This window comes from Pseudarthrobacter sp. AB1 (assembly GCF_014926485.1).
Lineage (GTDB): Bacteria > Actinomycetota > Actinomycetes > Actinomycetales > Micrococcaceae > Arthrobacter.
The window spans coordinates 352,761-379,494 of the sequence record NZ_PZKO01000055.1 but is presented as its reverse complement, the minus strand read 5'-3'; the positions used below and the strand labels follow the sequence as shown (position 1 = coordinate 379,494).

The 26,734-nt window shown below is 63.3% G+C and carries 22 protein-coding genes, 1 pseudogene and 1 CRISPR repeat array (1 of these 24 running past the window's edge); of the genes and pseudogenes, 3 read left to right on the top strand and 20 right to left on the bottom strand.

Annotated features, from left to right (window positions below; all coding sequences use genetic code 11):
• Positions 1-1,637: direct repeats of the CRISPR family, unit length 29 nt; unit sequence GGAAACACCCCCGCGCGTGCGGGGAAAAG; it reaches 38 nt to the left of the window's first position.
• Positions 1,638-1,655: 18 nt separating this feature from the next.
• The 19 genes and pseudogenes from cas2e to DAD99_RS15370 all read right to left on the bottom strand — a co-directional run.
• A complete protein-coding gene (gene cas2e / locus DAD99_RS15460) occupies positions 1,656-1,982 on the bottom strand; it encodes a type I-E CRISPR-associated endoribonuclease Cas2e (protein WP_193342221.1) in 327 nt (108 codons plus the stop codon).
• Positions 1,979-2,908: a type I-E CRISPR-associated endonuclease Cas1e gene (cas1e, locus tag DAD99_RS15455; RefSeq protein WP_193342220.1), complete on the bottom strand. Its 930-nt coding sequence runs from the start codon at positions 2,906-2,908 to the stop codon at positions 1,979-1,981. Before cas1e ends, cas2e begins: the two co-directional genes overlap by 4 nt.
• Complete coding sequence (gene cas3, locus DAD99_RS15450; RefSeq protein WP_193342219.1) at positions 2,905-5,430, bottom strand: CRISPR-associated helicase Cas3'; 2,526 nt, start codon at positions 5,428-5,430, stop codon at positions 2,905-2,907. Before cas3 ends, cas1e begins: the two co-directional genes overlap by 4 nt.
• A gap of 3 nt (positions 5,431-5,433) precedes the next feature.
• A complete protein-coding gene (locus tag DAD99_RS15445) occupies positions 5,434-6,111 on the bottom strand; it encodes a type I-E CRISPR-associated protein Cas6/Cse3/CasE (protein ID WP_193342218.1) in 678 nt (225 codons plus the stop codon).
• A 99-nt stretch (positions 6,112-6,210) separates the two neighbouring features.
• Complete coding sequence (gene cas5e, locus DAD99_RS15440; protein WP_193342217.1) at positions 6,211-6,894, bottom strand: type I-E CRISPR-associated protein Cas5/CasD; 684 nt, start codon at positions 6,892-6,894, stop codon at positions 6,211-6,213.
• Positions 6,891-7,946: a type I-E CRISPR-associated protein Cas7/Cse4/CasC gene (gene cas7e, locus DAD99_RS15435; protein WP_193342216.1), complete on the bottom strand. Its 1,056-nt coding sequence runs from the start codon at positions 7,944-7,946 to the stop codon at positions 6,891-6,893. Before cas7e ends, cas5e begins: the two co-directional genes overlap by 4 nt.
• Position 7,947: 1 nt before the next feature.
• Complete coding sequence (gene casB / locus DAD99_RS15430) at positions 7,948-8,511, bottom strand: type I-E CRISPR-associated protein Cse2/CasB (RefSeq protein WP_193342215.1); 564 nt, start codon at positions 8,509-8,511, stop codon at positions 7,948-7,950.
• Between the two features lie 29 nt (positions 8,512-8,540).
• Positions 8,541-10,055, bottom strand: coding sequence for a type I-E CRISPR-associated protein Cse1/CasA (locus tag DAD99_RS15425; protein WP_193342214.1), 1,515 nt, complete (start codon positions 10,053-10,055; stop codon positions 8,541-8,543).
• 384 nt (positions 10,056-10,439) lie between these two features.
• On the bottom strand, positions 10,440-10,865 hold the full coding sequence (locus DAD99_RS15420) for a hypothetical protein (protein WP_193342213.1): 426 nt from the start codon (positions 10,863-10,865) through the stop codon (positions 10,440-10,442).
• A complete protein-coding gene (locus tag DAD99_RS15415) occupies positions 10,862-11,419 on the bottom strand; it encodes a hypothetical protein (RefSeq protein ID WP_193342212.1) in 558 nt (185 codons plus the stop codon). The genes DAD99_RS15420 and DAD99_RS15415 overlap by 4 nt, the downstream gene beginning before the upstream one ends.
• A gap of 152 nt (positions 11,420-11,571) precedes the next feature.
• A complete protein-coding gene (locus DAD99_RS15410) occupies positions 11,572-11,715 on the bottom strand; it encodes a hypothetical protein (RefSeq protein ID WP_193342211.1) in 144 nt (47 codons plus the stop codon).
• Positions 11,716-11,757: 42 nt separating this feature from the next.
• The gene (locus DAD99_RS15405; RefSeq protein ID WP_193342210.1) at positions 11,758-12,312 is read right to left on the bottom strand and encodes a DUF2637 domain-containing protein; all 555 of its coding nucleotides are present in this window, start codon (positions 12,310-12,312) and stop codon (positions 11,758-11,760) included.
• A gap of 115 nt (positions 12,313-12,427) precedes the next feature.
• Entirely contained in the window at positions 12,428-13,351 is a 924-nt protein-coding gene (locus DAD99_RS15400; RefSeq protein WP_193342209.1) for a hypothetical protein, read from the bottom strand.
• Between the two features lie 460 nt (positions 13,352-13,811).
• Positions 13,812-14,696 carry an IS3 family transposase gene (locus DAD99_RS15395; protein WP_193342208.1) on the bottom strand — a complete coding sequence of 295 codons (885 nt, stop codon included), beginning with the start codon at positions 14,694-14,696 and terminating at the stop codon, positions 13,812-13,814.
• 5 nt (positions 14,697-14,701) lie between these two features.
• Positions 14,702-14,992 carry a transposase gene (locus DAD99_RS15390; RefSeq protein ID WP_227008100.1) on the bottom strand — a complete coding sequence of 97 codons (291 nt, stop codon included), beginning with the start codon at positions 14,990-14,992 and terminating at the stop codon, positions 14,702-14,704.
• Between the two features lie 91 nt (positions 14,993-15,083).
• Complete coding sequence (locus DAD99_RS15385) at positions 15,084-15,833, bottom strand: hypothetical protein (protein ID WP_193342206.1); 750 nt, start codon at positions 15,831-15,833, stop codon at positions 15,084-15,086.
• Positions 15,806-16,810: an NYN domain-containing protein gene (locus DAD99_RS15380; RefSeq protein ID WP_193342205.1), complete on the bottom strand. Its 1,005-nt coding sequence runs from the start codon at positions 16,808-16,810 to the stop codon at positions 15,806-15,808. The genes DAD99_RS15385 and DAD99_RS15380 overlap by 28 nt, the downstream gene beginning before the upstream one ends.
• A gap of 631 nt (positions 16,811-17,441) precedes the next feature.
• Positions 17,442-18,818, bottom strand: coding sequence for a recombinase family protein (locus tag DAD99_RS15375; RefSeq protein ID WP_193342204.1), 1,377 nt, complete (start codon positions 18,816-18,818; stop codon positions 17,442-17,444).
• Positions 18,819-18,881: 63 nt separating this feature from the next.
• Positions 18,882-19,808, bottom strand: a pseudogene (locus DAD99_RS15370) (CpaF family protein); the annotation flags it as partial.
• Positions 19,809-20,956: 1,148 nt separating this feature from the next.
• Here DAD99_RS15370 and DAD99_RS21815 point away from each other — a divergent pair.
• Positions 20,957-23,281: a lysozyme gene (locus DAD99_RS21815; protein WP_375372249.1), complete on the top strand. Its 2,325-nt coding sequence runs from the start codon at positions 20,957-20,959 to the stop codon at positions 23,279-23,281.
• 77 nt (positions 23,282-23,358) lie between these two features.
• On the opposite strand, the gene rfbA is transcribed toward DAD99_RS21815, so the two are convergent.
• Positions 23,359-24,231, bottom strand: coding sequence for a glucose-1-phosphate thymidylyltransferase RfbA (gene rfbA, locus DAD99_RS15360; RefSeq protein ID WP_193342203.1), 873 nt, complete (start codon positions 24,229-24,231; stop codon positions 23,359-23,361).
• Positions 24,232-24,288: 57 nt separating this feature from the next.
• On the opposite strand from rfbA, the gene rfbB reads away from it, so the two are divergent.
• Positions 24,289-25,287: a dTDP-glucose 4,6-dehydratase gene (gene rfbB / locus DAD99_RS15355; RefSeq protein WP_193342202.1), complete on the top strand. Its 999-nt coding sequence runs from the start codon at positions 24,289-24,291 to the stop codon at positions 25,285-25,287.
• A gap of 2 nt (positions 25,288-25,289) precedes the next feature.
• On the top strand, positions 25,290-26,702 hold the full coding sequence (locus tag DAD99_RS15350) for a bifunctional dTDP-4-dehydrorhamnose 3,5-epimerase family protein/NAD(P)-dependent oxidoreductase (RefSeq protein WP_193342201.1): 1,413 nt from the start codon (positions 25,290-25,292) through the stop codon (positions 26,700-26,702).
• The last annotated feature ends 32 nt before the right edge of the window (positions 26,703-26,734 follow it).

Genomic DNA, 26,734 nt, shown 5'->3' with positions numbered 1-26,734 from the left:
TTATGCAGCCGGGCCGCCATGAAGGAAACACCCCCGCGCGTGCGGGGAAAAGTCGCCCACGCGGTAGTCGGCCAGGGGCCAGCTGGAAACACCCCCGCGCGTGCGGGGAAAAGGAGGATGACCCGAAGTCCTACATGGCCGCCAAGGAAACACCCCCGCGCGTGCGGGGAAAAGTTTGGAGGATCCCCGGGAAGCGCACACGAACCGGAAACACCCCCGCGCGTGCGGGGAAAGGTTTCGCTCATGATGCCTTTCGGGCCATGGAAGGAAACACCCCCGCGCGTGCGGGGAAAAGCCACCCACAGCGAAGGCCCGGACCGCACCACGGGAAACACCCCCGCGCGTGCGGGGAAAAGGCCGCGAAAACCACTGGGGCTACACGTTCCTCGGAAACACCCCCGCGCGTGCGGGGAAAAGATGACATGGCTAGTGTGACCCACACACTTGAGGGAAACACCCCCGCGCGTGCGGGGAAAAGGCCCACTTCAGTGATACGTTCGCCTACCGCCCGGAAACACCCCCGCGCGTGCGGGGAAAAGAAGCCCGGGCGCTTGGCGGGTCCCGGGCTACTGGAAACACCCCCGCGCGTGCGGGGAAAAGCGCTGCACGGACTTCCTGGCGCCCTCGAAGCCGGAAACACCCCCGCGCGTGCGGGGAAAAGCTATCGCCGCGCCCACCGAGGCGGCGACGGCAGGAAACACCCCCGCGCGTGCGGGGAAAAGCCCCGGCCCCCGCGGTGAACGCGGAACCGACGGGAAACACCCCCGCGCGTGCGGGGAAAAGACGGAGGCGGAGCGTTTCTCCGTTAGCGCCGTGGAAACACCCCCGCGCGTGCGGGGAAAAGCTTCCAGCAGCTGCGTCCGGGGGGAGCCGATGGGAAACACCCCCGCGCGTGCGGGGAAAAGGTGGTTTCGTCTTCGAGGATCCGCAGTAGGACGGAAACACCCCCGCGCGTGCGGGGAAAAGTGTCAGTCGCGGCGGCTTGCCTGGGCGATGACGGAAACACCCCCGCGCGTGCGGGGAAAAGTCCTGGCTCCGGAAACCCCTGGTGCCGGTCCGGGAAACACCCCCGCGCGTGCGGGGAAAAGCCCCGCAGGTTTTGCAGGTGCGGGCCAGAATGGGAAACACCCCCGCGCGTGCGGGGAAAAGCCCTCGAAGCCTTCCCGGGTATCTCCGGCAAGGGAAACACCCCCGCGCGTGCGGGGAAAAGCCGTGGCCCCGGAGCCGGCGAACGGTTCCAGGAGAAACACCCCCGCGCGTGCGGGGAAAAGCGAAGCGGTCAGCCGTCGGCACCTTGGCCTTGGGAAACACCCCCGCGCGTGCGGGGAAAAGACCGCCGGCGGCTTGAACAGCAACGTCAGTGTGGAAACACCCCCGCGCGTGCGGGGAAAAGGCGTCACTGGTGCGGGGCTCGTTGCGGGGCACGGAAACACCCCCGCGCGTGCGGGGAAAAGCCGCTATTGCCAGCATCACCCTCCCCGAACGAGGAAACACCCCCGCGCGTGCGGGGAAAAGTGGGGGTCTGTTGCGCCGGCCGCTGCTGTGGTGGAAACACCCCCGCGCGTGCGGGGAAAAGGATCCGAACGGTGAGCCGATCATCAACTGGAAGGAAACACCCCCGCGCGTGCGGGGAAAAGACTAACTGACCTGCGGCTTTATGTGGATTCTTTCACGCCTTCTGTCTTTTCACGTCCAATCAGTGGCCCGACGAGTCCTACGAGATGGAGCCCGTCGACGTCCAGAATATTTGGCGGCTCGCTGCCGGCGGTTCGTATCTCGTAGCCCTGTTCTCTGCTGGCGTCCGTCAATACGATGGCTGATGCTCCGTCTTCCACCGCCAGGGAAGTGCGTTCCCAGATTCGATCTGCGACCGCTCTGCTTGTTCGGCCCACGAAGACTCCTGGCACGACCTCGGTAAGAAATCTTCCGATATAGCCCCGGAGGTGATCTGGGACGGCGCGGGTAACAACAACCGCAATCACTCGTCACCTCCGTAGTTGACGTGCCCTGCAACTTCGCCGGCCTCACCGATTATCCTGTCATCGTCCCTCTTCGGAAGGTGTGGCGCCAGGACTTCCATGAGCGCATCCAGCATCCCGGCGAGCACTTTCTTCTGGTGGATCAGTTTGCGCAGACTCGAGCGAAGCTTGGCCATCGCTTCTGGGTCGCCCTCCTTTGATTGAAAGGCGACGGGAATTGTAATGGAGGGTTTATAGAGGTCCGCGAGGTCGAAGATCAAGGATCTGCTGTTTCCTCGGTGGATAATTCCCAGCGCCGGGTTGACGCCGATCGCGGTGCAGGCCGCGGCAGCGCAGCCGTACAGGATGGAGTTGCCCAGGTTCAGGCCCATGTTGATGACGTCGTCAGCTTTGGTGTCGCGCTTGAACGTGACCGCGTGCTGTTTGGCCAAGGTCTTGTAGAGGTTCCTGATGGTCCGGCCTTCGAGCCCGCGCATGGTCGCGACCGAACCGCCTGGCAGCATGGGCACGCCGAGCTGCCGTTTGTAGAGGCTGATCGCGGCTTGTTGGACTGAGTTTTCATCGGTGATGACGTGCGCCTGAGCGATGGCCCACCGCGCAGATGACGTCAGAGGTGTGGCGGCGGAGTAGGCGTTGGCGCCACCGTTTCCGGCGAAGACCACTGTCGTACCTGATCGTGTCAGAGATATGGCTGCGGGGTGTGTGATGGAGGTCCCCGGGCCGAGGGCAAGCACGGCAATGCCGCCTACCGGCAACTGTATGCGGGTCCGTATCTTCTCGCCTTCGTCGGCCTGCATGGCCCAGACCCCTGTGCGGTTCTGGTAAACGGTGGCCCTGTCCAGGTAGGCGAACGAGACCCTGTCCTCCAGACGGACCTGGTGGCCGGCCGGTATTGTTGCGAAGGCCAGCGCCCGGTCGGAGTAGCTCAAGAACCAGCCTCAAGGTCGATGACGCCCAGCAGTGGGTCGTAGCCGATTCCGGCCTGGCCAAGGATGATCGGGACCATTCCTTCGAGGATCCGGGAGCGGGGATTCCAGGGGTTGCCGGCGGTCAGTGCACGTCGCGCCAGCTTGCCGTTGAGCGGGACGGTCGCTTCCATGGCCTGCCGCAGCGCCGGGCGGTCAGTGGCCTTGATTGCTTCGAGGCCCTGTATGGACCCTGTCCAGGCCCCGGGTGCCCCGGCGGTGCCGTCGGGGTCGATGGCGATGACAGTAATGCTGGGGCCTTCGATGAGGCGGGTGAAGGTTTCTTCGTCAACGTCGTGGCCGGTGAGCCTCATGAGGGCGGCGAAGTCGATGTCCGGGGCCGTGATTTCGGCGGCGTCGATGACGACTCCGCCTGCTTTCGCGAAGCGCCGACCGTATTCTGCGAGCTCTTCTTGTTCGGTCCAGTCGATTTCATCGAGGCGGAGCGTCGAGGCCTCCACAAAGGCCTGGCTGTCATCCGGCATGGCCAGCCGGCTGCGGCCGGTCAGGAACCTCTTCACCCGGGCCAGCTCTGAGGCAAAGTAGGGCAGGCCCCCGCTTTTACCGTCGCTACAGAGGATATGCAGCGGAAGTTCAACAACGCCTGGCAGGCGGGAGCTGCGCCGCGGGTCTTCGTGGCGCCAGACTCGGCCGGCGCGTTGGATGATTGACGGCGCCGGGGCAAGGTCGGTGCTCATGGCGTCCAGGTCAATGTCGAGTGACGCTTCAATCGCTTGGGTGCCGACCACTACGGTGCCCGTCCCGGCCCCGCCTTTGCCGAGGACAGTCAGGAGGCGATCTGCCGCGTCCCTGCGGTGGCCGGCTGTCATCCGGGAGTGGAGCACGATCGGGTCGAAACCGTAGCTCTGCAACCCGGTCGCGATGTCCTGGGCGCGGCCGACGGTATTCGAGACGATGCCCAGGCGTGCCCCGGGCGCGATGGCCTTCATCCGGGCCGCCCATTTCAGGTGAGCCGAGACCTGGTCAGCAGTATTCTCCACCGAGATGGCGATACCGTAACCTTCCTGGGCCAGGGGCCAGGTAGCACCTGGCACAAGGTTGTGCGAGGGGAAAGCGATTGGAGGCGGCTCCCAAACAGGGTCGTAGGCCCGGGCGAAGCGGTCCCGTTGCCATTGGGGCAGGGTTGCCGACAGTATGGTCACGCGGGTCCCGGTTGCGCCCCACCAGCACATGAGCTGCTCTGCCAGCGCCGATTGGTATTGATCCATCAGGTGTGCCTCGTCGATGACGATGTGGGCGTTCGCGAGGGTCAGTAACCGCAGGTGGGCCCATTTGGTCCGCAGAGAACCGGCAAGGACCTGGTCGATGGTGGACACGGCAACGGGTGCGAGCATGCGTGCGCTGCCATTGCGGACGAACTCGGTAGGGATCAGCCCATGCCCGTCGGCGGTACTGTGCTCTGAGGATTGTGCGTAGAAGTCCTCGACGCTGGCGAGCCGGTGCGCGAGCCCGGCGACGTTACCGGTCTCTTGGTAGGCCTTCTGGACCCTCTTCATCATCGCGTTTGTTGTCGCCTGGGTCGGCAACGCGAAAATCAGACGTTCTGGCCTCTGCGCGTGACGAAGCAGCGCAGCCTCGGTCTTGCCGTTGCCCGTCGGGGCCATGGCGATCCACAATCCGTCGCCCACTTCGAGGCCGGCTTCCTGGAGGGGCCGGAGCGTGTAATCACCAGCGATGGAGGTCTGCGCATCGACGAAGTCCCGATAGACGCCCAGGGTCTGAGGAAGCCGATCGGCGAAGAACGCGGACCGTCGTACCATCCATCCGGCGTGATCCTTGACCTCGAGGAGGCCCGCGTTGAGATCCTCCTGGGCCTGCTTCACGGCGTCCAGATCGGAAGCGGTCCGGTCCGCCAAGATTACGAGTCCGGCAATGATCACGGCAACAGCGGACGTTGCGGGCGGCAGCTCGGCGTCAGGGTCAAGCCCGCAGGCTGCCGTTACGTCAGCGGTGAGCTCCTCACGGGCGTCCTTCCAGGCTCCGCCGGCCGAGCGGGTGAACGCCCGACATTCCGGTGTCTCCGGGACCTGAAAGCGCCCGTGGTGCCCCAGCGCGGCAGCAGCCAGCCAGTCACCGCCGGCGCTGTCCCCGAAGTCCAGCCCGGTCCTGGTCAGGGCCAAGGCTGACGAGCGTTCGTGCCGGCGCAGAAGACCGACCCGTTCGGCCGGAACCTCCAGCGGGTACCCGGCGGCTACCAGATCGCGCCGGACCCCCGCATGCCACGGCTCATCCTTGCCTGAAGCAAGCTGCCCGGCGAAGACCGGGTTGGCTTTGCCGACGTCGTGGAGCCCGGCCGCGGCAGCGACCCAGGCGCGGGCGTCCGGGCCGAGGGCAGCTTCGAGCCGGTCCTTCAATCCGTCACGGAGCCACAGATCCCACAGTGCGGTCGCGGCGGCTGCGGTGTCCAGAAGATGACTGATCAGCGGGTAGGCGTCGTCCAATCCGTGGCGTTTGCTCCAGAGCACGGTTTATCCGATCGCCTTCACTGTCAGCAGACCGCAACCGTAATTCTTGGCTCGGCCCACTCCAGAGGCCAGCAGTTCACGCAGCCGTTCGGTGTTCTCGACGACGGCGAACCCGTCGACGAGGTCGGTTTGGACGACCCGGCCTGTTTTGCGCCCGACGACGCGTCGGTCATGGTTGAGGATCTGGACCTCGGACAGTCCCCCTGCCAGGCGCTCGGCGAGCCATTCGGTCATTGCGGGGCCGGTGTTGGCCGGGTCGTCGTCCCTCGGGACTATGGCCGAGAGCGCTGACGGGTCGGTGCTTGCGGCCTTGACTCGTGCGCTGTGGCGGCGGACAGCGTTGACTGCCACCCGGAAGGCTACGGGGGTGCCCGTGGCCGGCGGGTCGTTCTCCTCGCGGGAGATCATGCCCTCAATGCTGGTGGTCGGCGCCTGGCCGGAGCGTACGAGCAGCACCCCGGGGCGCTGTTGATCGGCAGGTTCGACACGGAAAAGCACTCCGGCAACCGCGCGCGGTGAGGCTCCTTCGACCGGGCCGAAGAGGCGCATGACCGTTGAATGCAAGGCGGCGGGATCGTTCAGGCTGCGCGGGGAGGGCATACCGTTGCGTCCGCTGAAAAGGATGTGCAGCGGCGCCATAGTCAACGTGGTTGTAGTGGTCAGGGTGCTTGCAGTGGTCACGAAACTCTCTCTGTGGGTCGTGGACGGCGAATGTCTGGCGGGGATCAGGGCGGCGAGGCCGAGCAGAACCCCCGCGCGTGCGGGAAAACCCTGGCTGGGTTAGACGTGTGCGGCCGTACGATCTGGCAGGTGTGCTGATACGGACCACCATGCCCACCGGTCAGGAACGCCACCTGCCGGTGCGATTCGGTCCGGATAGGAGTTGTCACGTCCATCCAGTGTGTGGACGGGCAGTGCGGTCCGGTCGCCGAGGGCAGGCGCGGAGTCGAGAAGCCCGTCATCCCCCAGGCCGAGCAGGAACGGGAACGCTGGTGCGAACGCCTTCCGGCCCAGGTACGGGCTGAACCCGGGGCTGGCAAACGCCTCCCCCATCTCCCCTATCCGGTCCGGGTGACTGAGCCTGACAGTGAACTCTGCGCCCGCCAGGTAGGTCCGGCGCACAATCGAGGTACCTTTCTGAGCATCAGGGGTGAACGACGGAGGTGCGCTCCTGGGGTTGCCGGACGCCGTCCAGATCCGGTCCACGAAAGCTTGAGCTTCCGGTCGTGGGTTGATCGTCTGGAAATCTTTCTCAACCCGGCCGGGGTTGTCGACCCGGACTTCGATGGTCAGGTCCTGGAGCCATTGTGGCCATTCACCATGCCGTGCCCCGAGGGCTGCGGCGCACAAGCCGACGATGCCGGACCGGGTCGGAAGGAGCCCGGTGTTGACGTGGTTGCCCGTGGCCCGCGGACCGGCCCAGGATTGGGCCGGTCCGGCCAAGCGAAGGTAAAGGCTTGTCATGCCAGGATCCAGTCGACGACCGCCCCCACGAGGCCCTCCACCCCGGTGGTTTCTGCGCCGAAGCGGTCCACCCCGGTTGCGGTTCCTGCAGCGAGGGCGATCCCGAAGTTTCCTTTGTCGAAGTCCAGTGCTGCGGCGCGCTGCTCCGCCAGGCGAGCCACCGCGGGTTCCCCGTAGCCGCCGTCAGCGCCCGGCATGACCGGTGTCTCGAAGTCGTAGGCCAGCCGGTAGGACTGTTCCTCGGCGAGGACCACGAGCGGGGCAACGTAGGGTGCCGTGGCGTTCTTCTTGCCGGAGGGCAGCTTGTAGATCAGAGCCTCGACCAGCAGCGAGAGCTGCTCCCGGGCCGTCTCAGAGTTCACCCCGGTCCAGCTGCGCTTGAGCTGTGCCCGGTCGATCGTGACGCTCCGGTAAAAGACACCGGAGGTGTAGGAGGCGACACCAAGGAAGGATGCGCCCTTATGGGTGGCCTTTGGGTCCTCGTCCATAGTGGAGAAGTAGTCCGTTTCGATGACGGCTTTGTGGACGGAGATCGCGGGGCTGACGGCGATTGCGGCAGCGGTGTTCGCTTCCGGGGCAGCCGCGAACATCCGGCCGAACGCGGCGATGGACAAAGATCCAGTGACTCCGGCGTCAACGAACTGAACGTCCGCGTTGCCCGCAGCGACCGCGGCAGCCGCCGTTTCAATCTCTTCCATGCTCAGCCATGAAGACGTCCCGGATTCCTTCGCGTCGCCAGTGTCGGCGCCGGCGGCGTTCTTTACGAGGGCCGAGACGATCTTCTTGGATGCTGCGAGGGCATCCTTCGGTTCGAGAGCCGGGTTGATCACGACGGCACGGTCCGCGACGATGCCGGCGAGGTTTGTCGAGCGGATGCTCTTGTCCAGGGACTTGACCTCGTAGTCGGTGCGGGCCGCGCGCTTGATCGCCTGGCTGGAGAGCATGCCGCGCAGCGCTCCGCCGATCACGGCCCGCTTGGGGGTACCGGTGTCGTCCCGGTTCAGGTTGCTCCACGGCAGGGTGTTGATCACGTGCAGTGTCAGGTTGTTCAAGTTAGTTCTCCTGGTTCTGGTTGGTGCTGCTGTTAGCCGGCGCGTCGTGGGTCCACGCCCCGTAGTAGTCGCCGAGCACGGAGGCCCGAACGGACTGGGAAGCTTCGGTGTAGCCGTTGCCCCATCGGCTCAGGAGCCGGCCGATCCGGTAGAAGTCGACACCGACTCCCGAGCCCCGGGCCAAGTCCAGCAACCGCCGGATGGTGGCGGAGACCTGTTCAAGGTCCTGTTCCTGCAGGCTCGCAAGACGGGATGCGATGACGTCCGGCGCGTCCGGGTCAAGGCTCTTCTTGCCGGAGCGGATGAGACTGAGGTCCCGCAAGGACGCCCCGAGCGGCTTGTTGGCCTGCGGGATGTCCCTGTATGCGGCGCAGAGGCCGGCCGCACGAAGCATGGCCGTCTTTGCCCGCTCGTCATCGACGAAGCGCAGGACCCAGGGGAAGGCGTAGTGCTCGGTGGAGGCTTCGACACCACGGGCGACGGAGGAACGGTATCGGGGGTCATTGTCCCGGCGGGCAAGGACCTCGCCGATCAACTCCCTGATACCGTCACGGCTTTCAGTCATTATTGTGCTGCTTTCTGTCGGGGATCATGTCAGGCCATTTTCTTTACGCGCAGCCCGAGAACATCTGCGACGTTCATGGCGACCCTGCCGCGAGCCGTCATGATGAACGGGGCAAGCTTGGCGGCCGGTGCCGTTGCGGTCACTTCATCGAAGGCCTCCATGGCCGCCCTGCGGACGAGAGGCCAGAGGCCTGCGTCGATTTCCTCGCCGGTACCGTTGGTGATGAACTTCTCAAACAGCGGCGAGACCTTGATCCAGAAAGCCGTTTCGACGTCTGTCCTGCGGTCGCGCAGAGCGGTGAGCCTGCCCTTCATGGTGAACGGGGCCGTGACTGCTGCGCAGGCGGCCCTGATCATGAGTGCGGCATCGGCAACGGCGTGGGCGCGTTCTTCGGCCACCATCCACTTTTTCGGAGAAGACACGAGGACCTCGGTGCGCCGCACTACTGGGGACGAAGCGCTGCCCTCGACCAGGTGGCGGAGGAAAATGAGCTGGCTCTCGCGGCCCGGGGGCAGGACAGTGGCCTTGGACCGGCTGCGGACCGCCTGGGACAGTCCCTTGGCATTCCATTCCACCGCCAGGTCAGTCTCATACCGGCCCAGGTCCAGACGCTGCATTTTCCGCTGAATGTCCGTGACGACCCCGGCGGCGTTGGTCTTTTCGACGTCCACATAGAGGTAGAAACTGTCCTCGGTGTTCCGCTGATCCCACCATGCTTTAGCGCCGTCCTTGCCCGCACCGGCGGTTGGCGGCAAGTGCGGCGAGCCGCCCGTGGACACGGCGGTCAAGGTGCCGTCAACCCAGAGGCACTGGGCGGTGTTCGAACCCCACGTTGCCCGCCAGAGCGGGTGCTCGACCTGTCCATTCTGTGCCATGGACCGGGCTGCTGACGGGTCAGCCCACACGGGCAGGCCCTCGCCTGACACCCATGCCGTCGGAGTGTTCATCAGAATGGTCTCGAAAAGGTTCTTCCCCTGCCATAGCACCTCGGTGGCGGTGAAGCCGACCCCGGGATAACGGATGCCTGGGGAGCCATTGACGCAGGAGCGGCCACCGATGCTGTTGTTGCCACCGAAAGAGTAGTGGTAGTGCACCGCCAAAGCCAGGACGGCATCAGCGGGATCCAGCGTCTTCGGCACAGTGTTCGCGGACCAGAAAGCCTCGGCGCGGTCCGCCGGCATCCACGGGTACAGCTTCTTCACGGGGGTTTTGTCCCCTGCGGCGACCGGTTCGGTGCCGGCTGGGACCTGCAGGAACGGTCGCTCCGGGTCAAAGATGCTAGTACGTGGCGCCAGCTCGCCCAGGACCGCGTCTATGCCTTCCGTGCTAAAGGAACCCGTCGATGATGATCGCCTGATGATAAGGGCGGCCACCGCCGTAAGGAATCGCAACTGGGCACCGACCTGGATCCCGTTGAGGGTGGTGTCTATCCCCTGGATCCGGTGAGCATCTGTCAGCACCTCCCGCACTGTCAGCGGACCGTCGGTTGTGCGGATCCACGGAATGCCGGACAACGCGCACCCAGGAATACTTTCTTCGATCATCAATCCCCCAATTCGTGAGCTGACTTATCAGCAATCGATATGTATCCACACAAACACACATAAATAAATAGGCCCCGCAGAATCACTCCAAAAAAGACGCCACACCTGCGGGAGAAACTTCTGTTACATCAGGGGATCACGCTTAGAATCCCGTGCGGCGGGTCGTTCGGCTGCGCTCACCGCCTCATATCGATGGTGACCATTTCGTCCGCTACGGCGGCACGGGGTCCAGAAGTGGACGGAGGTGCCGCCGTCCGTGGACATGAAGCCGATCGTGGTGGTCATCGACGAGCTGACCGGCCTGTTCTTCCCAAAAAAGGTCCGGTGGTGGAGAACTGGCCGCCCACAGGGACCCCCTGGGCTGGCGGGACTGGTTGAGGATGCTCATGCCTGTCCTGTGTGCGGCGCAAACGCAAAGCGCAGCAACCTGGTGCTCAGCTGGCTGCGGCCGCCAGGCGCCTCCCACGCCTCACGGGCATCCCGGTCCGGTTCGCCCAGGCACCGGGCCCTCCACTCTTCCGTTGCGTCCGCCAGCCGGGCCGCGAGCCGGCCCTCTTCCAGGCCTTCCTGAAGGATCTCGGTGATCCGGTGTCCGACGACCGCCCGGAGGCGCTCGAACGTGGCCCGTCGCGGCCCCGGCGGCTCGTGGGGCGGGAAGCCGCGCACGGCAAACGTGACGATCCCGGACGGCGCCGGGGCCGCGGCGGTGCCCAGAAAGTCCTCGGCGACCCGGCAGATGGCCCGGTGCAGGATGGTGTCCTGGCTGGGTCCGGCCGCGGGTACCACGGAACGACCCTCCCCGGAAGTCATGCAGCGGCCGCCAATGATCCGTCCGGCAGGGCAACGGTGTGGTCTTCGAGGCTGAACCCGCTGTAGGCGCGCTGACGCTGGCATTCTGCGGCCAGATGAGGGAAGCATCGTCCGATCTCGTCCAGGACCTGGAACTTGATCTCCTGGTTGAACAGCGGCCGCAGGTTGCCGGGCAAAACCCTGCTTTGTTCGAGCAGGTTGTCGTACGTGGTGCAGCAATGCCTCAAGTAGTTGACCGTGAGCCTGTTCCACAGTTCCAGGTTGATATGGGCGCGCAGCCGCGGTGTCTTGCCGGTCAGCTCGCACGTTTCGCGGTAGTTCCGGAACGTGTGATCCCGCAGATCCAGGGTTGACCCGGAGAACGAGACGGTGATGCGCACCGCGCGCGCTGCCCGGCGGAGCTTGCGCTCATCACTGCCGCGGGCCAGACGGACTTCGCGCCTGACCTCAGGGTTCCCGGACCGGAAGGCGCCGGCCCGGCCGCTGCCTTTACGGGTCCGCTCGGAAGGTTCGAGGTCATCATCCATGAGCTGGAAGCGTGCCGGGATACGCATGCGGAGGCCTTTCGTGTCTGAGAGCTGGCAGTCGTTGTTCTGACCTATATGCGGCCACCTGTCTGGCGGGCCATACGCCCTGCTGTGTGCGGCCCGGACACAAGAGAGCCGCCGGGGTCACCGGCGGCTCTCAGGGGCGTACTGGGCCGGGTTCAGGCTGCCTCGGCAAGGTTGGTGAGGTCTTCGGCCAGGACGCACAGGGCACAGACCGTGTAGGCGCCGTTCGTGTCGGCGGCTCCCCCGCTGCAGTGGATGCACAACAGCGCCAGGTCGCGGAGGTTCGGGCGTTTGCTCATGCCACCAATGTGTGCGGTCGCCCCCGTCCCGATGCCCGCCGGTCAGGCGGCCTGGGCGGCCAGGACGGGGGTGGCCGCGGCGCTGGCAGGTTCCTGCCGGACCGACACGGTCCGGGTCACGGTCCTGGCAGCGGTCTTCTTGGCTTTGACTGGAGCAGGGGCGGATTTCTGCACCAGCACCACGGTCAGGTGGGTGATGGCCAGGAGCACCACCGGCGGCATGGCCGCCACGATGGCCGAGACGGCAACCGGGACGTTCCCGTTACTGCCTTCGACAGCGAGGACCGCGTGCACGGCGTTGGCGCCGGTCGAGACCACGGCCCCAAGAATGAGGACGGACCAAGGGTAGGCGAGCGTTCGGCGGTCGTGGCCGGCGAGGGCGACGATCGCTACGGTGGCGGCGACGATGAGCCCGTCGATGATGATGGGCCAGATCCAGCCCAGGGCCGGGCTGATGCCGGCGCTGACGGCCAGATCGGTGAGGGCCGCGAACGAGAGGATGAAAGCCCCGGCGGCGATGAGAATGGTGGTGGCCAGCCCGGTGGCAACTATCGGCCGGGACAACTGCGTGCTCTTGCGGGCCGGTGCTGAAGTCATGGGGGTCTCCGTTCGAGAAGATTGGTGGCTGCGGACATGTGTGCGGACCCCTGCGCCCGGCTCCCCGCACGGACCGGCACCGCCAGCCTGACCCGGCGGCCGCCGGCGGGAATCTTTACGCGGCCAGGCCGAGGGGGCGTCCGGCCCTCCGTCGGGACAGCCTGTCCATGACGTCGCGGTCGTTGAACGGGGAGACGGTCTTGCTGGCGTCATCGAAGGCCATTGTCGCGGCGAACCGGTACGCGGCCCGGACGCTCTCATCCATCGGCAGGGCCGCCTGTGCCGGTTCCAGGAGCGCCTGCAGCCTGGCTGCTGCGGGCCGGCGGGCTTTCTTCACCCCGTCCGCTGCAACGGTGTCCCATGCCGTCCCGACCGGGGTAGTCCCCGAGGCGTCGAAGGTGGCGTAGCTGAGCGCTGCCCGGCCCGCGGCATCCCGGCTGATGAGGGTGTGGACCTGCCGGCCAAGACCGGGGCGCAGGAACGGGCCGCCGAGCATGAGTCGGCCGGAGGGTGCGTAGGGTGCCGAACGTGAGGGCAGCGGGGCGGGGCCGGCGACCGAGGCCAGACATTTGGCCATGGATGCCGCGTCCAGGAACGCCGGCCCCTTCACCTCCAGCCAAAGGTCCTGGCCGGGCAGGTAGAAGTCCGGCAGATAGGTCAGTCCGTCCCCGACCCGGTAGAAGCACACCTCGTAGTCGTAATCGATGGCCAGCAGATCCAATAGGACCGCCCACCGCGCTTCCAGCCGGGATCTGAAAATGTGCCCCGAATAGTTCACTTCCAGGCCTTTGGGCCGGGGGATTCTTGGGTTGCGCTTGGGGGCCGCCGGAGCCTTGGCGGAGGACGCGGCCGCCTTCGGTGCCGGGCCCGTTTTGGCCGGCCGTTTCGCTGTCGTACGGGCCGGCTTTTTGGCCGTCCCGTTCGTGGCCGTCCGGGGCGTGCTCCTGGACGCTGACCGGGCCCCGGGCTTTGCCGTTGCGGCGGTGGTCTTGCGGGCCCCGGTCCGTGTCGCCGGACGGGGTGTCTTTACTGCTGGCATGGTGGCCTCCTTCGCAGGAAACCATGCGCCGATGGCCCGGAAGAGGCTGGCGGCACCGTCCGGGACGGTCCCTACCGGTCCCTACCAGGTACCTACCAAGTGGTAGGGACCAAAACGGATTCAAAAACCTCTAGATCTAGGGGAATTAAGGCCATATATATATATCTACCTACCGTACCTACCTTAAAACTACGTTTCATATATAGGAACCAGGGTGTTATGTTTTGACCCCTCCAAAATCATCATCATCGTTTCTCCCTTGTGGAGATGTTGTTTTCCGGTAGGTCTGGTAGGGACCAGCCCGAAACGGCCCCAAAAACACCTAGATCTAGCGGATTTTTCGCCCTTTTTGGTCCCTACCACTGGTAGGGACCAGGTTGGTTCCGGGTGGTCAAAAACCCCTTTTTGGTAGGTCTGAGGTGTGTCAAGGATGTGAGACAGTCGGGTAGTTTCTTTTCGGTCAGGCAGCAGCGGGAAGCGGCTGGTTTTCTCTTGTGAAGTTGGCCATCGCCGTCGCTGGCGGCAGACCTTCGTTGTTGGTGTGGGGCCTCCAGCGGTTGTAGAACACTTCGATGTAGCGCATGGTCGCCCGTCTCGCGTCCTGCCGGGTGGCGAAGCTGTGGTGATGGTAGAACTCGTTCTTCAGCGATGAGAACAGTGATTCGGCCACGGCATTATCCCAACAGACCCCGGTGGCGCCCATGGACTGCCGGACGTTATTCCCGGCGCACCAGGCGCCCATTTCGCGGGACGTGTACTGCGTTCCATGATCGCTGTGGAAAATCGCGTTGGGGCTCAGATGGCCGCGGTCCCTTGCCATCGTCAGGGCCCCGGTGACCAGGGAAGCACGCATGTGGTCAGCCATGGCCCAGCCGACGACCATGCGGGTGCACAGGTCGATGACAGTAGCCAGATACAGCCACCCCTCGCCGGTGCGCAGGTAGGTAATATCGCCCACCAGGCGTGTTCCAGGTGCTTCTGCGGTGAAGTCCCGGCCGATGAGGTCCTCGAAGACCTTGTCTGGATCCGAGGGGATCGTGGTGCGCTTGAAGGCGCGCATCCGCTTGGCGGCCCACCCGTTCTCGGCCATGATCCCCGCCACCGTGCCCACCGACACCTCGATGCCGGCGGCAGTGAGTTTGGTGTGCACCATGCGGTGGCCGAAGATCCCGTCGGAGGAATCGAAGACGGTCTTCACCTGATCCGTCAGTTCCCGGCGGCGGAGCGCCGTCGGGGTCTCCTCAGCGTCCAGCTGCCGGTAATACGTGGCCCGCGGAAGCTGTAACTGCCGGCACATCCAGGCCACCGGGAAGTCGGCGTTCTTCTCCTGAACAACTCGGTACAAGTCCTCTACCGTTGTTCTTTGGCGAAGAACGCCGAAACTTTTTTCAGGAAATCGTTCTCCCTCTCCAGCTCCCGCAGCCGCGCCTCCAAAGCCTTGTATTTCGCAGGATCCACCGGATCATCCGGTTTGCCGCCGCCCTCCGGTTGCCCTTCACGAGACAGCCGCACCCAGCGCTTCAACGCGGTAACGGAAATGCCGAGCTCCGGAGCGACAGAGGCAGGCGAACGCCCAGATGAAACCACAAGCTCAACGGCATCAGCCTTGAACTCATCGGAATAGGTAGGTCGAGCAGACATGAGCACAATCCTTTCAAACTGTGTCTCACATCAGTAGTACACCTCAGTCCGGGACCGTTTTGGGTCCGCCCGGGCCGATCGGGACCGGCGGCTACCCTTCGTCCGGAGCGCTGCTCAGCCACTGTGCCGACGGCGCCCAGGGCTTGTAGGCGCCCTGCACGACCCCGGCAACACGGTCCCAGGAGTAGCCGCCGGCGTTCGAATCGAGCGAAACCCGGTCCGCACCGTCGGGAAAACCTCCCTCATCGGAGGGCTGGGGAAGGACTTTGACCACTGTCACGGGCACGCTGACCTCGTGGCCGGAGCCGTTCCAGGGGTCGATCAGCAGCACCCGGGGCGAGGTGAAGGTGAGCTGTTTGTTCTGGATTTCGGCACCTGCGACGCGCGGCGCGGCGGCCATCTCTTCGAGGTCTCCGGTGAAGATCAGGTCGAGCCTGACCCCCTCATGCCAGTCCCAGGGACCCTCTTCGATCAGCTCATCCAGGGCCTCCGAAACGCCCTCTGATTCGATGTCGGCGCCATGGTCTTTCAGGAGGTCCAGGAGCGCCTTTTTGCGGGTCTCCGCGCCCCCGGTGTCAAGGTTGCTTCCCCAGGCCGCTGACGGGTCGGTGAGGCGTTCAATCGGGGTCCCGAGACGGGTGCGCATGAGCTGGTCCGGGGTGTTCCTGAGCAGGCCGGAGACCGGGTCTGAGGTGTCATTTTCCCGGATCGCCTGGACGGCTTCGTTCTGCTCGTCCCAGTCCAGTTCATCGAACTCGCAGAGAGCCGTTGATTGTTCTAGCCGATTGAAGGGCAGTTGGATTGAATCTGTAGTTAGATAATCTGGTCCAGCTTCGTCCAAAAGGCTTCACGCAGGGCCCGGCGTACGCCCTGCAGGTCGGTCTTGTATTCGCCGATCCGCTGGGCGCAGTCCTTCAGCAAGACCCGGTCAACGTCAGCGGGCAGAATGGGCCGGTCTGCCAGCAGTTCGTTGAGCTCACCCTGGGTGGCGGCCCCGTACCAGCTGGTCGCGACGCTTTCACCGACGTCGTGGGCTACGTCCAGCGGGCTGTCCTCGGGTGGCAGGCTGGTGCGGCCCGACCCGCCGGAGCTGTACACGAGGTGCGCTTCGGTCCGGTGCGGCCTCGGGGCCGGGGGCAATCGTGTGCGGTGCTGGGGCGGCCCCGGCCGGGCAGCGAAGTCTGAGGGCCGTGGAGCCGATGGCGCGACGTCAGGGGCGGCCTGCGGGCTCGCAACGAGCCCAGGTGTGGGCCGGGGCTCGTCAGCGACGTATTTGGTGAAGCAGGCCTCAACGAGCGCCGTCGGCAGGGCGATAATGCTGTCCACACGCAGCGCAAGGTGTTCGGCCACGGAGGTGACCCCGAGCCGGTGACTGGGGTTGTCGAGGCCGACCAGGACGACCTTCATGCCAAGGTCCTGGGCTTCTTCGACCGCTTCAGCCAGGTCATCGTCCCCAGAGACGAGGAAGGCCACGGACGCGGCTCGGTTCCGGGCCACGCCCACCAGGTCCAGGCCGAGCTTAAGGTCAACGCCCTTCTGTTCCCCGTTAAAGGAGATCCGGCCCAGACGGACCTTCACGTCTGGCAGCAGCCCGATCGCCTTGTGCTGGTCAGTGAACAGTGCGTCCTTGGAGGCGTCGTACCAGTAGACGCGCAGGACATCGAGGCCAGAGTGCTCCGCAGTGCGCTTCAGGATGCCTTGGATGAGCTTTTCGTAGTCGACCCGGAACGCAGACCGCAGCGATGTGCCGGCAACGTGGGTGCCGCCGACCGCGAGCAGGAAGCCGGCATCAACAAAAATCGCTCTCTGGGTCACCATGGACTCAACCGTACAGTCCCACAGCGGCATGACTTCAGGCGACATAGTGGAGCGAGTCGCCGGCGCATTTAGGGCACCACCGGTTGCTGATGTTCTGCAAGTAGTCCTCAATTTGGACGGAGCTGCAGGGACTGCGCTCAATTTTCCAGAGTCCCCAACGAACCCGCAGTGAGACTCCTCGTTCTCCACGATGAAAGTGTAGGTGCGCCGCACAAAGCGGGGCACGACCACAAACGTGTTCGGGCTCTACTGCTTCGTTAGGTGGCATCTCCAAAGGGAGCTGGGCTGAATAGCCGGGTAGCCCCTCTGGCTGATTCCGCCGGGGCAGCTGCTTGGAAGGGCTGTGCTCCACTGTGATGATCAGATGCCGCCGCGACCAAGGGGAAGAGGCCCGGCAACGGTCCGCCGTTGATTCTATGCAGACTGTGCCAAGCCGCCATCCCTAATGGAGGCAGCTCTTCGCGCACGTTCCACTGCCCCCATTGCTTGAGCGTGCAGTTCCGGGTCGTAGGAGACCGTCCCGCTCAGTCCCTGAGCCTCACGGGTTCTGACCATCCAGGCGATGATTTCTTTGCTCGTGTCCATACCAAGTCTCTATGCGGGCAATGGCCCCACGGCGGACACCTGGCGCTCATCGCCACCATTCCGGGGAGAGACGATCGGGGTCGAATGCCTTCAGCCCTGTTACATGCCGTCGTGGCAGAACCACGATCTTGACGAATACAGCGTCCAGAATGGCTCGTCGCGCACTGACCGGCATGTCCTCCCACGAATCTCTGACCATCTCCCCGGTACTCAGTTTGGGTGGCCGCATCACAGGCACCGGGAGGGCGGCTTTGGCACGTTCAATAGCTGACTTTGCCGCCATCCACTCCCCCCGGCTGATGGTTCCGGTACCGTAGTCGCCAGCGAGTTCTTCGAGTCGGGCGTCCAGCGCCCCCGATTTCTCGAGCCACTCCTCGCTGTCTGAGCTCTGCTTGAGCACACTGACGTCATGAAGCCTCAGCGCCGCTTCGATGACCCACGATTCCGTCTCGGCCGCGACTATTGTGGTTCCCCCGCAGGCAGCTGCGCCCACATTCCGGGGACAACGATATGAGGGCTTCTTGGACTTCCCGTTGATGCTCTTAACCATTCCGGTCCCGCACTTTGAACACTTAAGGAGACCCGTAAGAAGATGCTTTCGGGGACCTCCTCTTTTGCCCCCTGACCGGCCCGGAGCAAACTTTGCTCGCAGCATCGCGGAAACATCCTCGGACACAATCGCTGGCCACTGACCTTTTGAAGCGACTTTTCCTTTGTGTACTCGGAGGCCAGCTATCCGAGGTGCTTTGAGTATGTTGATGACGCTGGCCGCCCTCCATGCTGCTGCGCGTGCAGTGGGGATGCCTCTCTCAGTCAGATCGCGGGCAATGGCATTGATGCCCTCCCCGGCGAGAACACGCGCAGCCATCTCCCTGATGATGGCTGCTTCCTCTTCGATGACCTTCCCACCAGCGGTGAACCCGTAGCACTTCTGACCTGGCCACGCGCCGGCCTCAGCCAATTCAAGGTGCTTGCGTGTGATTCTCATGCGGGTCTTGGCAACTTCGCCCGCGGCGAAGGCGGTCACGACTCTGGCCATCGTCTGACCGTCGGGCGTGCTGAGGTCGATGCTGCCGTTCGTCGCAGAATGAATGTTGATGCCCGTAGCCGACGCCAAGTCGATCCAGTCTTCGAGCTCTCGTGAGTTTCGATGCAGCCGGTCGGCCGAATAGACGACAACTACATCCACGGCACCCGCCTCCATGAATGCCTTGAGCCGGTCATAGTCCGGCCGCACTTTCCCTCCCGAGGCAGAGATGTCGTTGTCCTCAAACTTTTCAACGACCTCCCAGTCCTGTTTTGCCGCCAGTGCAAGGCAGTCTTTGAGCTGCCTTGCTACTCCCAACCCTTCAAGCTGGAGGTCCTTGGAAATCCGGGTGTAGATCGCGGCCCGCGCACGGGCACCTTCCCTTTGTGCATTCATGCTGGTCTTCTATGCGTGAAGCGCGGCCGCGGGTGTAGTTTCTCGTACACGTCATGATTAACCCACCACTTCGTGCGCTGAGTTTGCATGGACGGTGCACATCCCCGGAAGTCCACTATTTAAGGCGATCAGCATGTCCAGGCTTTCCGCTTCCCGTACCTCTCCAACGACCAAGCGGTCCGGGCGCATCCGGAGGGCTTCCTTGACAAGCCTGCGCAGAGGGATTTCGCCCTCTCCTTCGAGGTTGGGCTGCCTGCATTGGAGTCCGACGACATCCCGGAGGGGGAACTGGAGCTCAAAGATTTCCTCGACCGTAATGACGCGCTCACGGCTGCCGATGCTCGCTGCCAGGCAGTTGAGCATGGTGGTTTTGCCCGCCTGGGTGGAACCTGACACAAGGATGTTCAGTCCGCTGGATACGGCTGCACCGAGGAACCGGGCCGACTGGGGTGTCAGCGTGCCCAGCTCGACGAGGTGTTCAAGGCGGCTGGCCTTCACCACGAACTTACGGATATTTACGGCCCAGTGCCTGCGGGTGACATCCGGGATGACCACATGCAGCCTGGAACCGTCGGGGAGTGCGGCGTCGACAAAGGGCGATGACATGTCCAGGCGCCGGCCGGAACTCTTCAGCATGCGCTCCACGAGATCGCGAACCTGTTGGTCAGTGAGGCTGAGCGAGGTCAGTTCCGACTCGCCGTTCCTGGCCACGTAGATTTCGTTGGGCGCGTTGATCCAGACTTCCTCGATGGCCGGATCGTCAAGCAGCGGCTGAAGGACACCGAACCCGGCCACCGCGTCAAAGACAAACCGGCGTGCGGCTTCCAACGGACCAATCGGAGGCAGCGGCCCCATGAGGGCGCGTTCGTCGTAATCGCTGACGGCTGCTTCGACCAGACGGCGGACCTCGCCCGCCTGCCGTAGCGGGTCCAGGCCCCGACGGCGGATCAGCTCGCGGACTTCGTCTTCCACGATTCGCACAGCGTCCATGTTGTTCCCCAATACAACTACCGCCCCCGGTGGAGGCAGTTCAACTGGGTACAGCCTAGGGAGCGTAGCGCACGCCGCCAAGTCATATGGTGCGGGCTGTGGATAAACCGCTCGATTGCTTCATCGTCTGAGCTCCTATCGCGGAGCCACGAAATTTTGCCCCCATTCACCGTCGCACAAGACGCCAGCCGTCCAGAGCCCACCGGCTCCGGATAAAGGACTCAACCCCAAAGCCATCTGCCCGCTTTCGTGTACCCGTCCTCAAAAATATCGGACTGGCATCACATGCCCAAAATTGGAAACAGCTCGAGGGTTTGCCCGCCTCAATGGAAATTGGCGGTAGGCATTGACTCTTCGACGTCGACTGCCACGCCTCATGTCTTCGTTAACATGGCTCTTGAGATTTGAAAGGCAGGCCATTAGCAACTAGCGTTCTTTACAGCGACTTCGCATGTCACACATCATGAGGAGACGCTGAGGAAGGCCCCGTGGCTCTAGACATCGACGGGGTCTTCCTTCTCACCACAAGCCGCCTGCGCTTTCAGCGCCTTAAGCTCAAGATGGAATCTGACGGACAAGCCTCCGGCGCACAGGAAGGCTTACGTCGCGTCGGCCGCGGACAGGCACTGCGCTCTGACACATCTCCCACGCCTGTATGACCACCATCTCAGAACCTTCATTCACAAGGTTCACATCAGAAACTCTGGGATCACTAGTCTCCGTGGGCACCGCAGTGCTAGGGTGGGCGCGTTAAGTCTCAGTCACTCTGTCCGGCTGCTCCCTGGGGGATACGCCGAAACAGCAACCCAGGTGAGCGTTCGGGGGAGCGCCACATTGTATCCGGAGCCAAAAAAATGAAGCGGAACCCGTCTCAGTCCCGTCGCCCTGTAATGCAATACCTAGGGACAGCAGTTGTGGCTGCCGCTCTTGTAGTTGGCCTTGGGCCGGGGGCAACCGCCTTCGCCGTTGAGTCCTTTCCGGCACCGACGCCTTCCTTAGAAGGCCCTCCCAGTCCATCCGCCTCCCCCTCGCCTGCCGTCTCGACGGCGGACATCGCACCTGCTGCGACGGCTCCGGTGCAACCTGTCTCGCCAGCATCAACGGCCGCGCCCTCCCCTGAGCCGGTAACCTCTGATGCGAACGAGTCCATGGCCAAAGCCATCGGCGGCGGCGGAGCAGAAATGGGCCAGCGGTCGAAACGAGTGTCCGCCTCGTCTCCGTCGGCGTCGATAAAGAAACTGAGCACGGAGTCTCTTAGCAGCGAGGGCACCTGGATGCCGACTTTTGGTGTGCAGGGACTCGACGTCAGCGCCCACCAACCAAGCGTCGACTGGCAGAAGCAATGGAACATGGGCGCACGATTCGCCTATGTCAAGGCCAGCGAGGGAAACTACTACACCAACGAATTGTTTGGCTCACAGTACCAGGGTTCACGTAGCGTCGGCATGATCCGAGGGGCCTACCACTTCGCCATCCCGAACTGGTCCTCGGGCGCCGATCAGGCGCGCTACTTTGTTGCGAGTGGTGGCGGCTGGACGGGGGACGGCTACACTATGCCCCCCGTCCTGGATTTTGAGTTCAACCCCTACGAGGGCAGGACCATCAACGGCTTCTACTTCGGCAACACCTGCTATGGCATGTCATCCAATCAGTTGGGTGCATGGGTCCGAGACTTCGGCAATACTATGCAAGCGCTGACCGGACGCTTGCCCGTGATCTACACCAACACCATGTGGTGGAATCAGTGCCTGGGCAATCAGACAGGTTTCGGCGACTATCCCCTTTGGGTGGCGGCCTATCCAGGCTCCCCCAGTGACAACGCGGGCGCCGTCCCTGCTAGCTGGAGCACTTACAGCATCTGGCAGTACAGCAGCACCGGGCCGCTGGCGGGTGACTCCAATGTTTGGAATGGTGACTACGCAGGACTCCAAAATTTCGCCCGCTTCGCAGACGGTGCTAGTATGCGCTTTGCCATAGGCCCGAACAGTTCCACAATCTATGCTGTCGCTGGAACCACAAAGTATCGGATCCCTGACTGGGCAACCTATCAGCTTTTTTCCGGGGTTAGCCCCTTGGCCCAGGTCAGCCAATATTTTCTAGATCAGCTTTCAACCGGCCCCGATGTCGGTCGTTTTGCCAGAAGTACTGACGGTTCGATTTACATGATTGATGCCGGCCGCCGACTCCATGTTCCCAACTGCACCATGATGTACGACTTTGGGGGTGGGAGCTGTACTAATTGGGTCCCTCTTTCGCCCGGGCAGATTGCAACGTTTTCAGATGGCGGGACACTAGCCAACGCGACGGCATCTCCCTCGGGGAGGTTGTTTCAAGTCTCCAGCATGACCAAGCGCGAGTTTTTCGACCCGGCTTCACTCAGCGCAGCCGGGTCACCCTCCACTGTCGTGAACGTCAGTGACGCCCTAACAGCAGGTATGCCCTATGCCGCAGCTCCGCCACTCATCCGTCCGGACGTGATCGCTGTCGACCGCAACAGCCGTCAGCCGTACATCTACACCGACGGCAAACTACTTGCGGTAAGCACATCGATTAACTCGGAGAACGTCTGGGCCAATTCGCTTAGCGCGGCTGCCTTGGATCCACAGTCGATCGCCAAGCTCGTACAGGGGCCAAAGTTCGGAGGCTTCGCATCAAATGGGGCCACTACTGCCCGCTATGCAATTGGTTCAACCAACAAATTTCCGTTGGCTGACCCGACGAAATGGCCCGACACATCCGTTACCTTTTCGGACTTCTTATTGAGCAAAATAAACACAGGTCCAACAATTTCCAGTCCTGTATTCATAAAGTCGTCGGCTTCGGCGGTCGTGTACCGATGGGATAAGTCGGTCGCCCGCGAGGTACCCGATATCTCCACCTTGACTCAGCTCGGGCTGGGCAGTATTCCTTATATCTACGCGCTGCCACCGACCACCATTCAGGCGCTGCCCAAGGGGCCCGTCCTCTTGCAGTTGGCTAACCTCGCTGTGGGGGACTCAAGTCCGGTCGTCTATCTAATCGATGGGCCCGATAAGATGCTGCAGCTGGAGGATTTCCGGATCACCAGCAGCGTGGGTATAGGGGGCTACTCACGTGTGCCCCAGTCGGCGTTGGCGCCCTACGCCTCCACGGGAACTGTCCAGCCCGTCATTCGGTGCTCGTCGAACACATATCTCGGCTACGGCGGCAACCTATGGAAGCTTCCGGCCACTACGGCAACGGCACAGCTGCCTGCACGAAGCCTTGAAGCGTCGACCTGCATTGCGCTTCCTGCAGCGAGGGGCAACCTAGACACAACGATCTTTGTCAAAGCGCTCGACTCCCCAGTTGTTTACCTGATAGCTGAAGGGACAAAACGTCCGGTGGCTTCGTGGACCCGTCTTGTGGAGTTGAACAATGGAAGCGGGTCACCTGTCATAGCGGAATACAGCCGAAGCGCTCTGGATCCGCTTCCGACGGGAAGCCCGGCGTAGCAAATGATATATCCGAATTAATCCAAAAAAGACGGGTGTCCGGGAATTTCCCGCCACCCGTCTTTTTGTCCCTGGGGTCAGTTGGCGCTTTGATCCAGCAATTCAAGCAGGTATTTTCCGTAACCGCTCTTCACCAGCGGTTCCGCACGCTCCTGCAGTTCGGCGTCGCTTAGGAAACCCAACCGCCAGGAGATCTCTTCGGGGCAGCCGATGGACAAACCCTGGCGCTTCTGTACGGTGTGGATGAATTCGGACGCTTCGTTCAGCGAGTCGAAGGTTCCTGTGTCCAGCCACGCGGTGCCACGCGGCAGGATCTCCACCTGGAGCTTGCCACGCTCGAGGTACACGCGGTTCACATCCGTGATTTCCAGCTCACCGCGGGGTGAGGGCTTCAGGTCCTTGGCGATCTGCACAACGTCGTTGTCATAGAAGTAGAGGCCGGGAACCGCGTAGTGGCTCTTAGGCTTGGCCGGCTTTTCCTCCAGCGAAATGGCCTTTCCTTCGGCGTCGAATTCCACCACGCCGTAAGCGGAAGGATCGGCAACCCAGTACCCGAACACCGCCCCGCCGTCGATGTCCGAGAATCGGCGCAACTGCGTGCCCATGCCCCGGCCGTAGAAGATGTTGTCTCCCAGCACGAGGGCAACCGGTCCGTTGCCGATGTGTTCCGCACCGAGGATGAAGGCCTGGGCCAACCCGTCGGGGGAAGGCTGCTGCGTGTACGTAATATTCACGCCGAACTGCGAACCGTCGCCGAGCAGCCGCTGGAACTGATCCGCATCGTGCGGGGTGGTGATGATGAGGATGTCGCGGACGCCGGCGAGGATGAGCGTGGACAGCGGATAGTAGATCATAGGCTTGTCATAGACCGGCACCAGTTGCTTGCTGATGCCCAACGTAATGGGATGGAGTCTGGAGCCGGTACCGCCGGCAAGGATAATTCCGCGCATGCAACCTATCTTTCCCTCTGATTCGAAGTCCAGCCAAATCCGGTAACCTATGAAACTATGCAGCGACTTCTCGTAACCGGCGGCGCCGGATTCATCGGCTCGAATTTTGTCCATTATGTTATGGCCAACACGGACAACTATGTCACCGTATTGGACAAGCTCACCTACGCCGGGAACCGTGAGTCACTAAGGCACCTGCCCGAGGACCGTTTCGCTTTAGTCCAGGGCGATATCGCCGATCCTGCCGTGGTGGACCGGCTCGTGGCCGAGGCCGACGTCGTGGTCCACTACGCGGCCGAATCCCACAACGACAACTCCCTGCATGACCCCCGCCCGTTCCTGGACACGAACATCATCGGCACCTACACGCTGATCGAAGCGGCCCGCAAGCACAACAAACGCTTCCATCACATCTCCACCGACGAGGTCTACGGCGACCTGGAACTCGACGACCCTGAGCGGTTCACCGAGAACACCCCCTACAACCCCTCCAGCCCCTACTCCTCCACCAAGGCCGGCTCGGACCTGCTGGTCCGAGCCTGGGTCCGGTCGTTCGGCCTGCAGGCCACCATCAGCAACTGCTCGAACAACTACGGACCGTACCAGCACGTTGAAAAGTTCATCCCCCGCCAGATCACCAACGTCATCGACAGGATTCGGCCCAAGCTCTACGGCAAGGGCGAAAACGTCCGCGACTGGATCCACGCCAACGACCACTCCTCCGCCGTGCTGGCGATCATCGAAAAAGGCATCATCGGCGAGACCTACCTGATTGGGGCCGACGGCGAAAAGAACAACAAGGACGTCGTAGAACTCATCCTCGAGCACATGGGCCAGTCCCGCGACGCGTACGACCACGTCGTAGACCGCCCCGGCCACGACCTCCGCTACGCCATCGACTCCACCAAGCTCCGCTCCGAACTGGGCTGGAAGCCTGAATTTTCCAACTTCAACGCCGGCATCGAGGACACCATCGCCTGGTACCGCAACAACCAGGACTGGTGGCGCCCGCAAAAGGCCGCCACCGAAGCAAAATACAAGGAGCAGGGCCAGTAAGCATGGAGTTCCAGAAGAAGCTCGCGGGCGCGGAAACGCCGATTCCCGGCGTCGTGGTCTACGACCTTCCGGTCTACGGCGACAACCGCGGCTGGTTCAAGGAAAACTGGCAGCGGGAGAAAATGACCGCAGCCGGGCTCCCGGACTTCGGCCCCGTCCAGAACAACATCTCCTTCAACGACAAGGCCGGAACAACCCGGGGCATCCACGCTGAACCCTGGGATAAGTTCGTCTCCGTTGCCACCGGCCGGATCTTCGGCGCATGGGTGGACCTCCGCGAAGGCCCGTCATTCGGGGCGGTCTTCACCACCGAACTCGACCCCAGCAAGGCCATCTTCATCCCCCGCGGCGTCGCTAACTCCTACCAGACACTGGAGGACAACACGTCCTACGTCTACCTGGTTAACGACCACTGGTCACCTGACGCCGAGTACACCTTCCTCAACCTGGCAGATGAAACCGCGAACATCCCCTGGCCCATCCCTCTGGCCCGCGCGGAAGTCTCCGAAAAAGACCTGGGCCACCCGCGTCTGGCGGGCGTCAAACCCATGGGCCCCCGCAAAATTCTTGTCCTGGGCGCGGACGGACAACTCGGACGCGCCCTGCGCAAAGCGTACGACGGCGACACCTCCGTTGAGTTCGCCAGCCGCCAAGACTTTGACCTCCTGGACATGGACTCTTACACCGCAAGGCACTGGGGCAACTACAGCACCATTATCAACGCCGCCGCCTACACAGCGGTGGACACCGCCGAAACCGGGCCCGGACGCGAGGCCGCCTGGGCCATCAACGCCACCGCAGTCGGCCGACTGGCCCGGGTCGCGGCCGAACACTCGCTCACCCTCGTGCACGTCTCCAGCGACTACGTGTTCGATGGCACACACACGGGACATGCAGAGGATGAACCATTCACGCCCCTGGGCGTCTACGGCCAGAGCAAGGCCGCTGGCGACGCCGTCGTCAGCACAGTCCCTCGGCACTACATCGTCCGGACCAGTTGGGTCATCGGAGAGGGAAACAACTTCGTTCGCACCATGGCAGCCCTAGCCGGCCGCGGAGTCCAGCCCGCAGTCGTCGACGACCAAATCGGCCGCCTGACCTTCGCCACCGACATCGCCGACGGCATCCATCACCTGCTCCAGACCCAAGCGCCGTTCGGAACCTACAACCTGAGCAACGACGGAACCCCGCAGTCCTGGGCCGACATCGCCGCGGACGTCTACGAACTCAGCGGCGCCGAACGGTCCGTCGTCACCGGCGTCAGCACCGCCGAGTACTTCAAAGACAAAACGGCGGCCCCCCGCCCTCTAAACAGCGTACTGAACCTCCAGAAAATCAAGGCCACGGGATTCCACCCACGCAGCTCCAACACTGCACTTGCCGAATACCTCAGCACAAGCCAGGCAACCGTCTAGCATCGCAGGAAAACGCAAAGCCGAGATCGGTC

Bases quoted from the DNA above. Each gene is read 5' to 3' on its own strand.
- cas5e (WP_193342217.1), bottom strand. From the start codon at position 6,894: ATGACAAGCCTTTACCTTCGCTTGGCCGGACCGGCCCAATCCTGGGCC.
- casB (WP_193342215.1), bottom strand. From the start codon at position 8,511: ATGACTGAAAGCCGTGACGGTATCAGGGAGTTGATCGGCGAGGTCCTT.
- DAD99_RS15425 (WP_193342214.1), bottom strand. From the start codon at position 10,055: ATGATCGAAGAAAGTATTCCTGGGTGCGCGTTGTCCGGCATTCCGTGG.
- DAD99_RS15420 (WP_193342213.1), bottom strand. From the start codon at position 10,865: ATGACTTCCGGGGAGGGTCGTTCCGTGGTACCCGCGGCCGGACCCAGC.
- DAD99_RS15415 (WP_193342212.1), bottom strand. From the start codon at position 11,419: ATGCGTATCCCGGCACGCTTCCAGCTCATGGATGATGACCTCGAACCT.
- DAD99_RS15410 (WP_193342211.1), bottom strand. From the start codon at position 11,715: ATGAGCAAACGCCCGAACCTCCGCGACCTGGCGCTGTTGTGCATCCAC.
- DAD99_RS15405 (WP_193342210.1), bottom strand. From the start codon at position 12,312: ATGACTTCAGCACCGGCCCGCAAGAGCACGCAGTTGTCCCGGCCGATA.
- DAD99_RS15400 (WP_193342209.1), bottom strand. From the start codon at position 13,351: ATGCCAGCAGTAAAGACACCCCGTCCGGCGACACGGACCGGGGCCCGC.
- DAD99_RS15390 (WP_227008100.1), bottom strand. From the start codon at position 14,992: ATGTCTGCTCGACCTACCTATTCCGATGAGTTCAAGGCTGATGCCGTT.
- DAD99_RS15380 (WP_193342205.1), bottom strand. From the start codon at position 16,810: ATGGTGACCCAGAGAGCGATTTTTGTTGATGCCGGCTTCCTGCTCGCG.
- DAD99_RS15375 (WP_193342204.1), bottom strand. From the start codon at position 18,818: ATGAATGCACAAAGGGAAGGTGCCCGTGCGCGGGCCGCGATCTACACC.
- DAD99_RS21815 (WP_375372249.1), top strand. From the start codon at position 20,957: ATGGCCAAAGCCATCGGCGGCGGCGGAGCAGAAATGGGCCAGCGGTCG.
- rfbA (WP_193342203.1), bottom strand. From the start codon at position 24,231: ATGCGCGGAATTATCCTTGCCGGCGGTACCGGCTCCAGACTCCATCCC.
- rfbB (WP_193342202.1), top strand. From the start codon at position 24,289: ATGCAGCGACTTCTCGTAACCGGCGGCGCCGGATTCATCGGCTCGAAT.
- DAD99_RS15350 (WP_193342201.1), top strand. From the start codon at position 25,290: ATGGAGTTCCAGAAGAAGCTCGCGGGCGCGGAAACGCCGATTCCCGGC.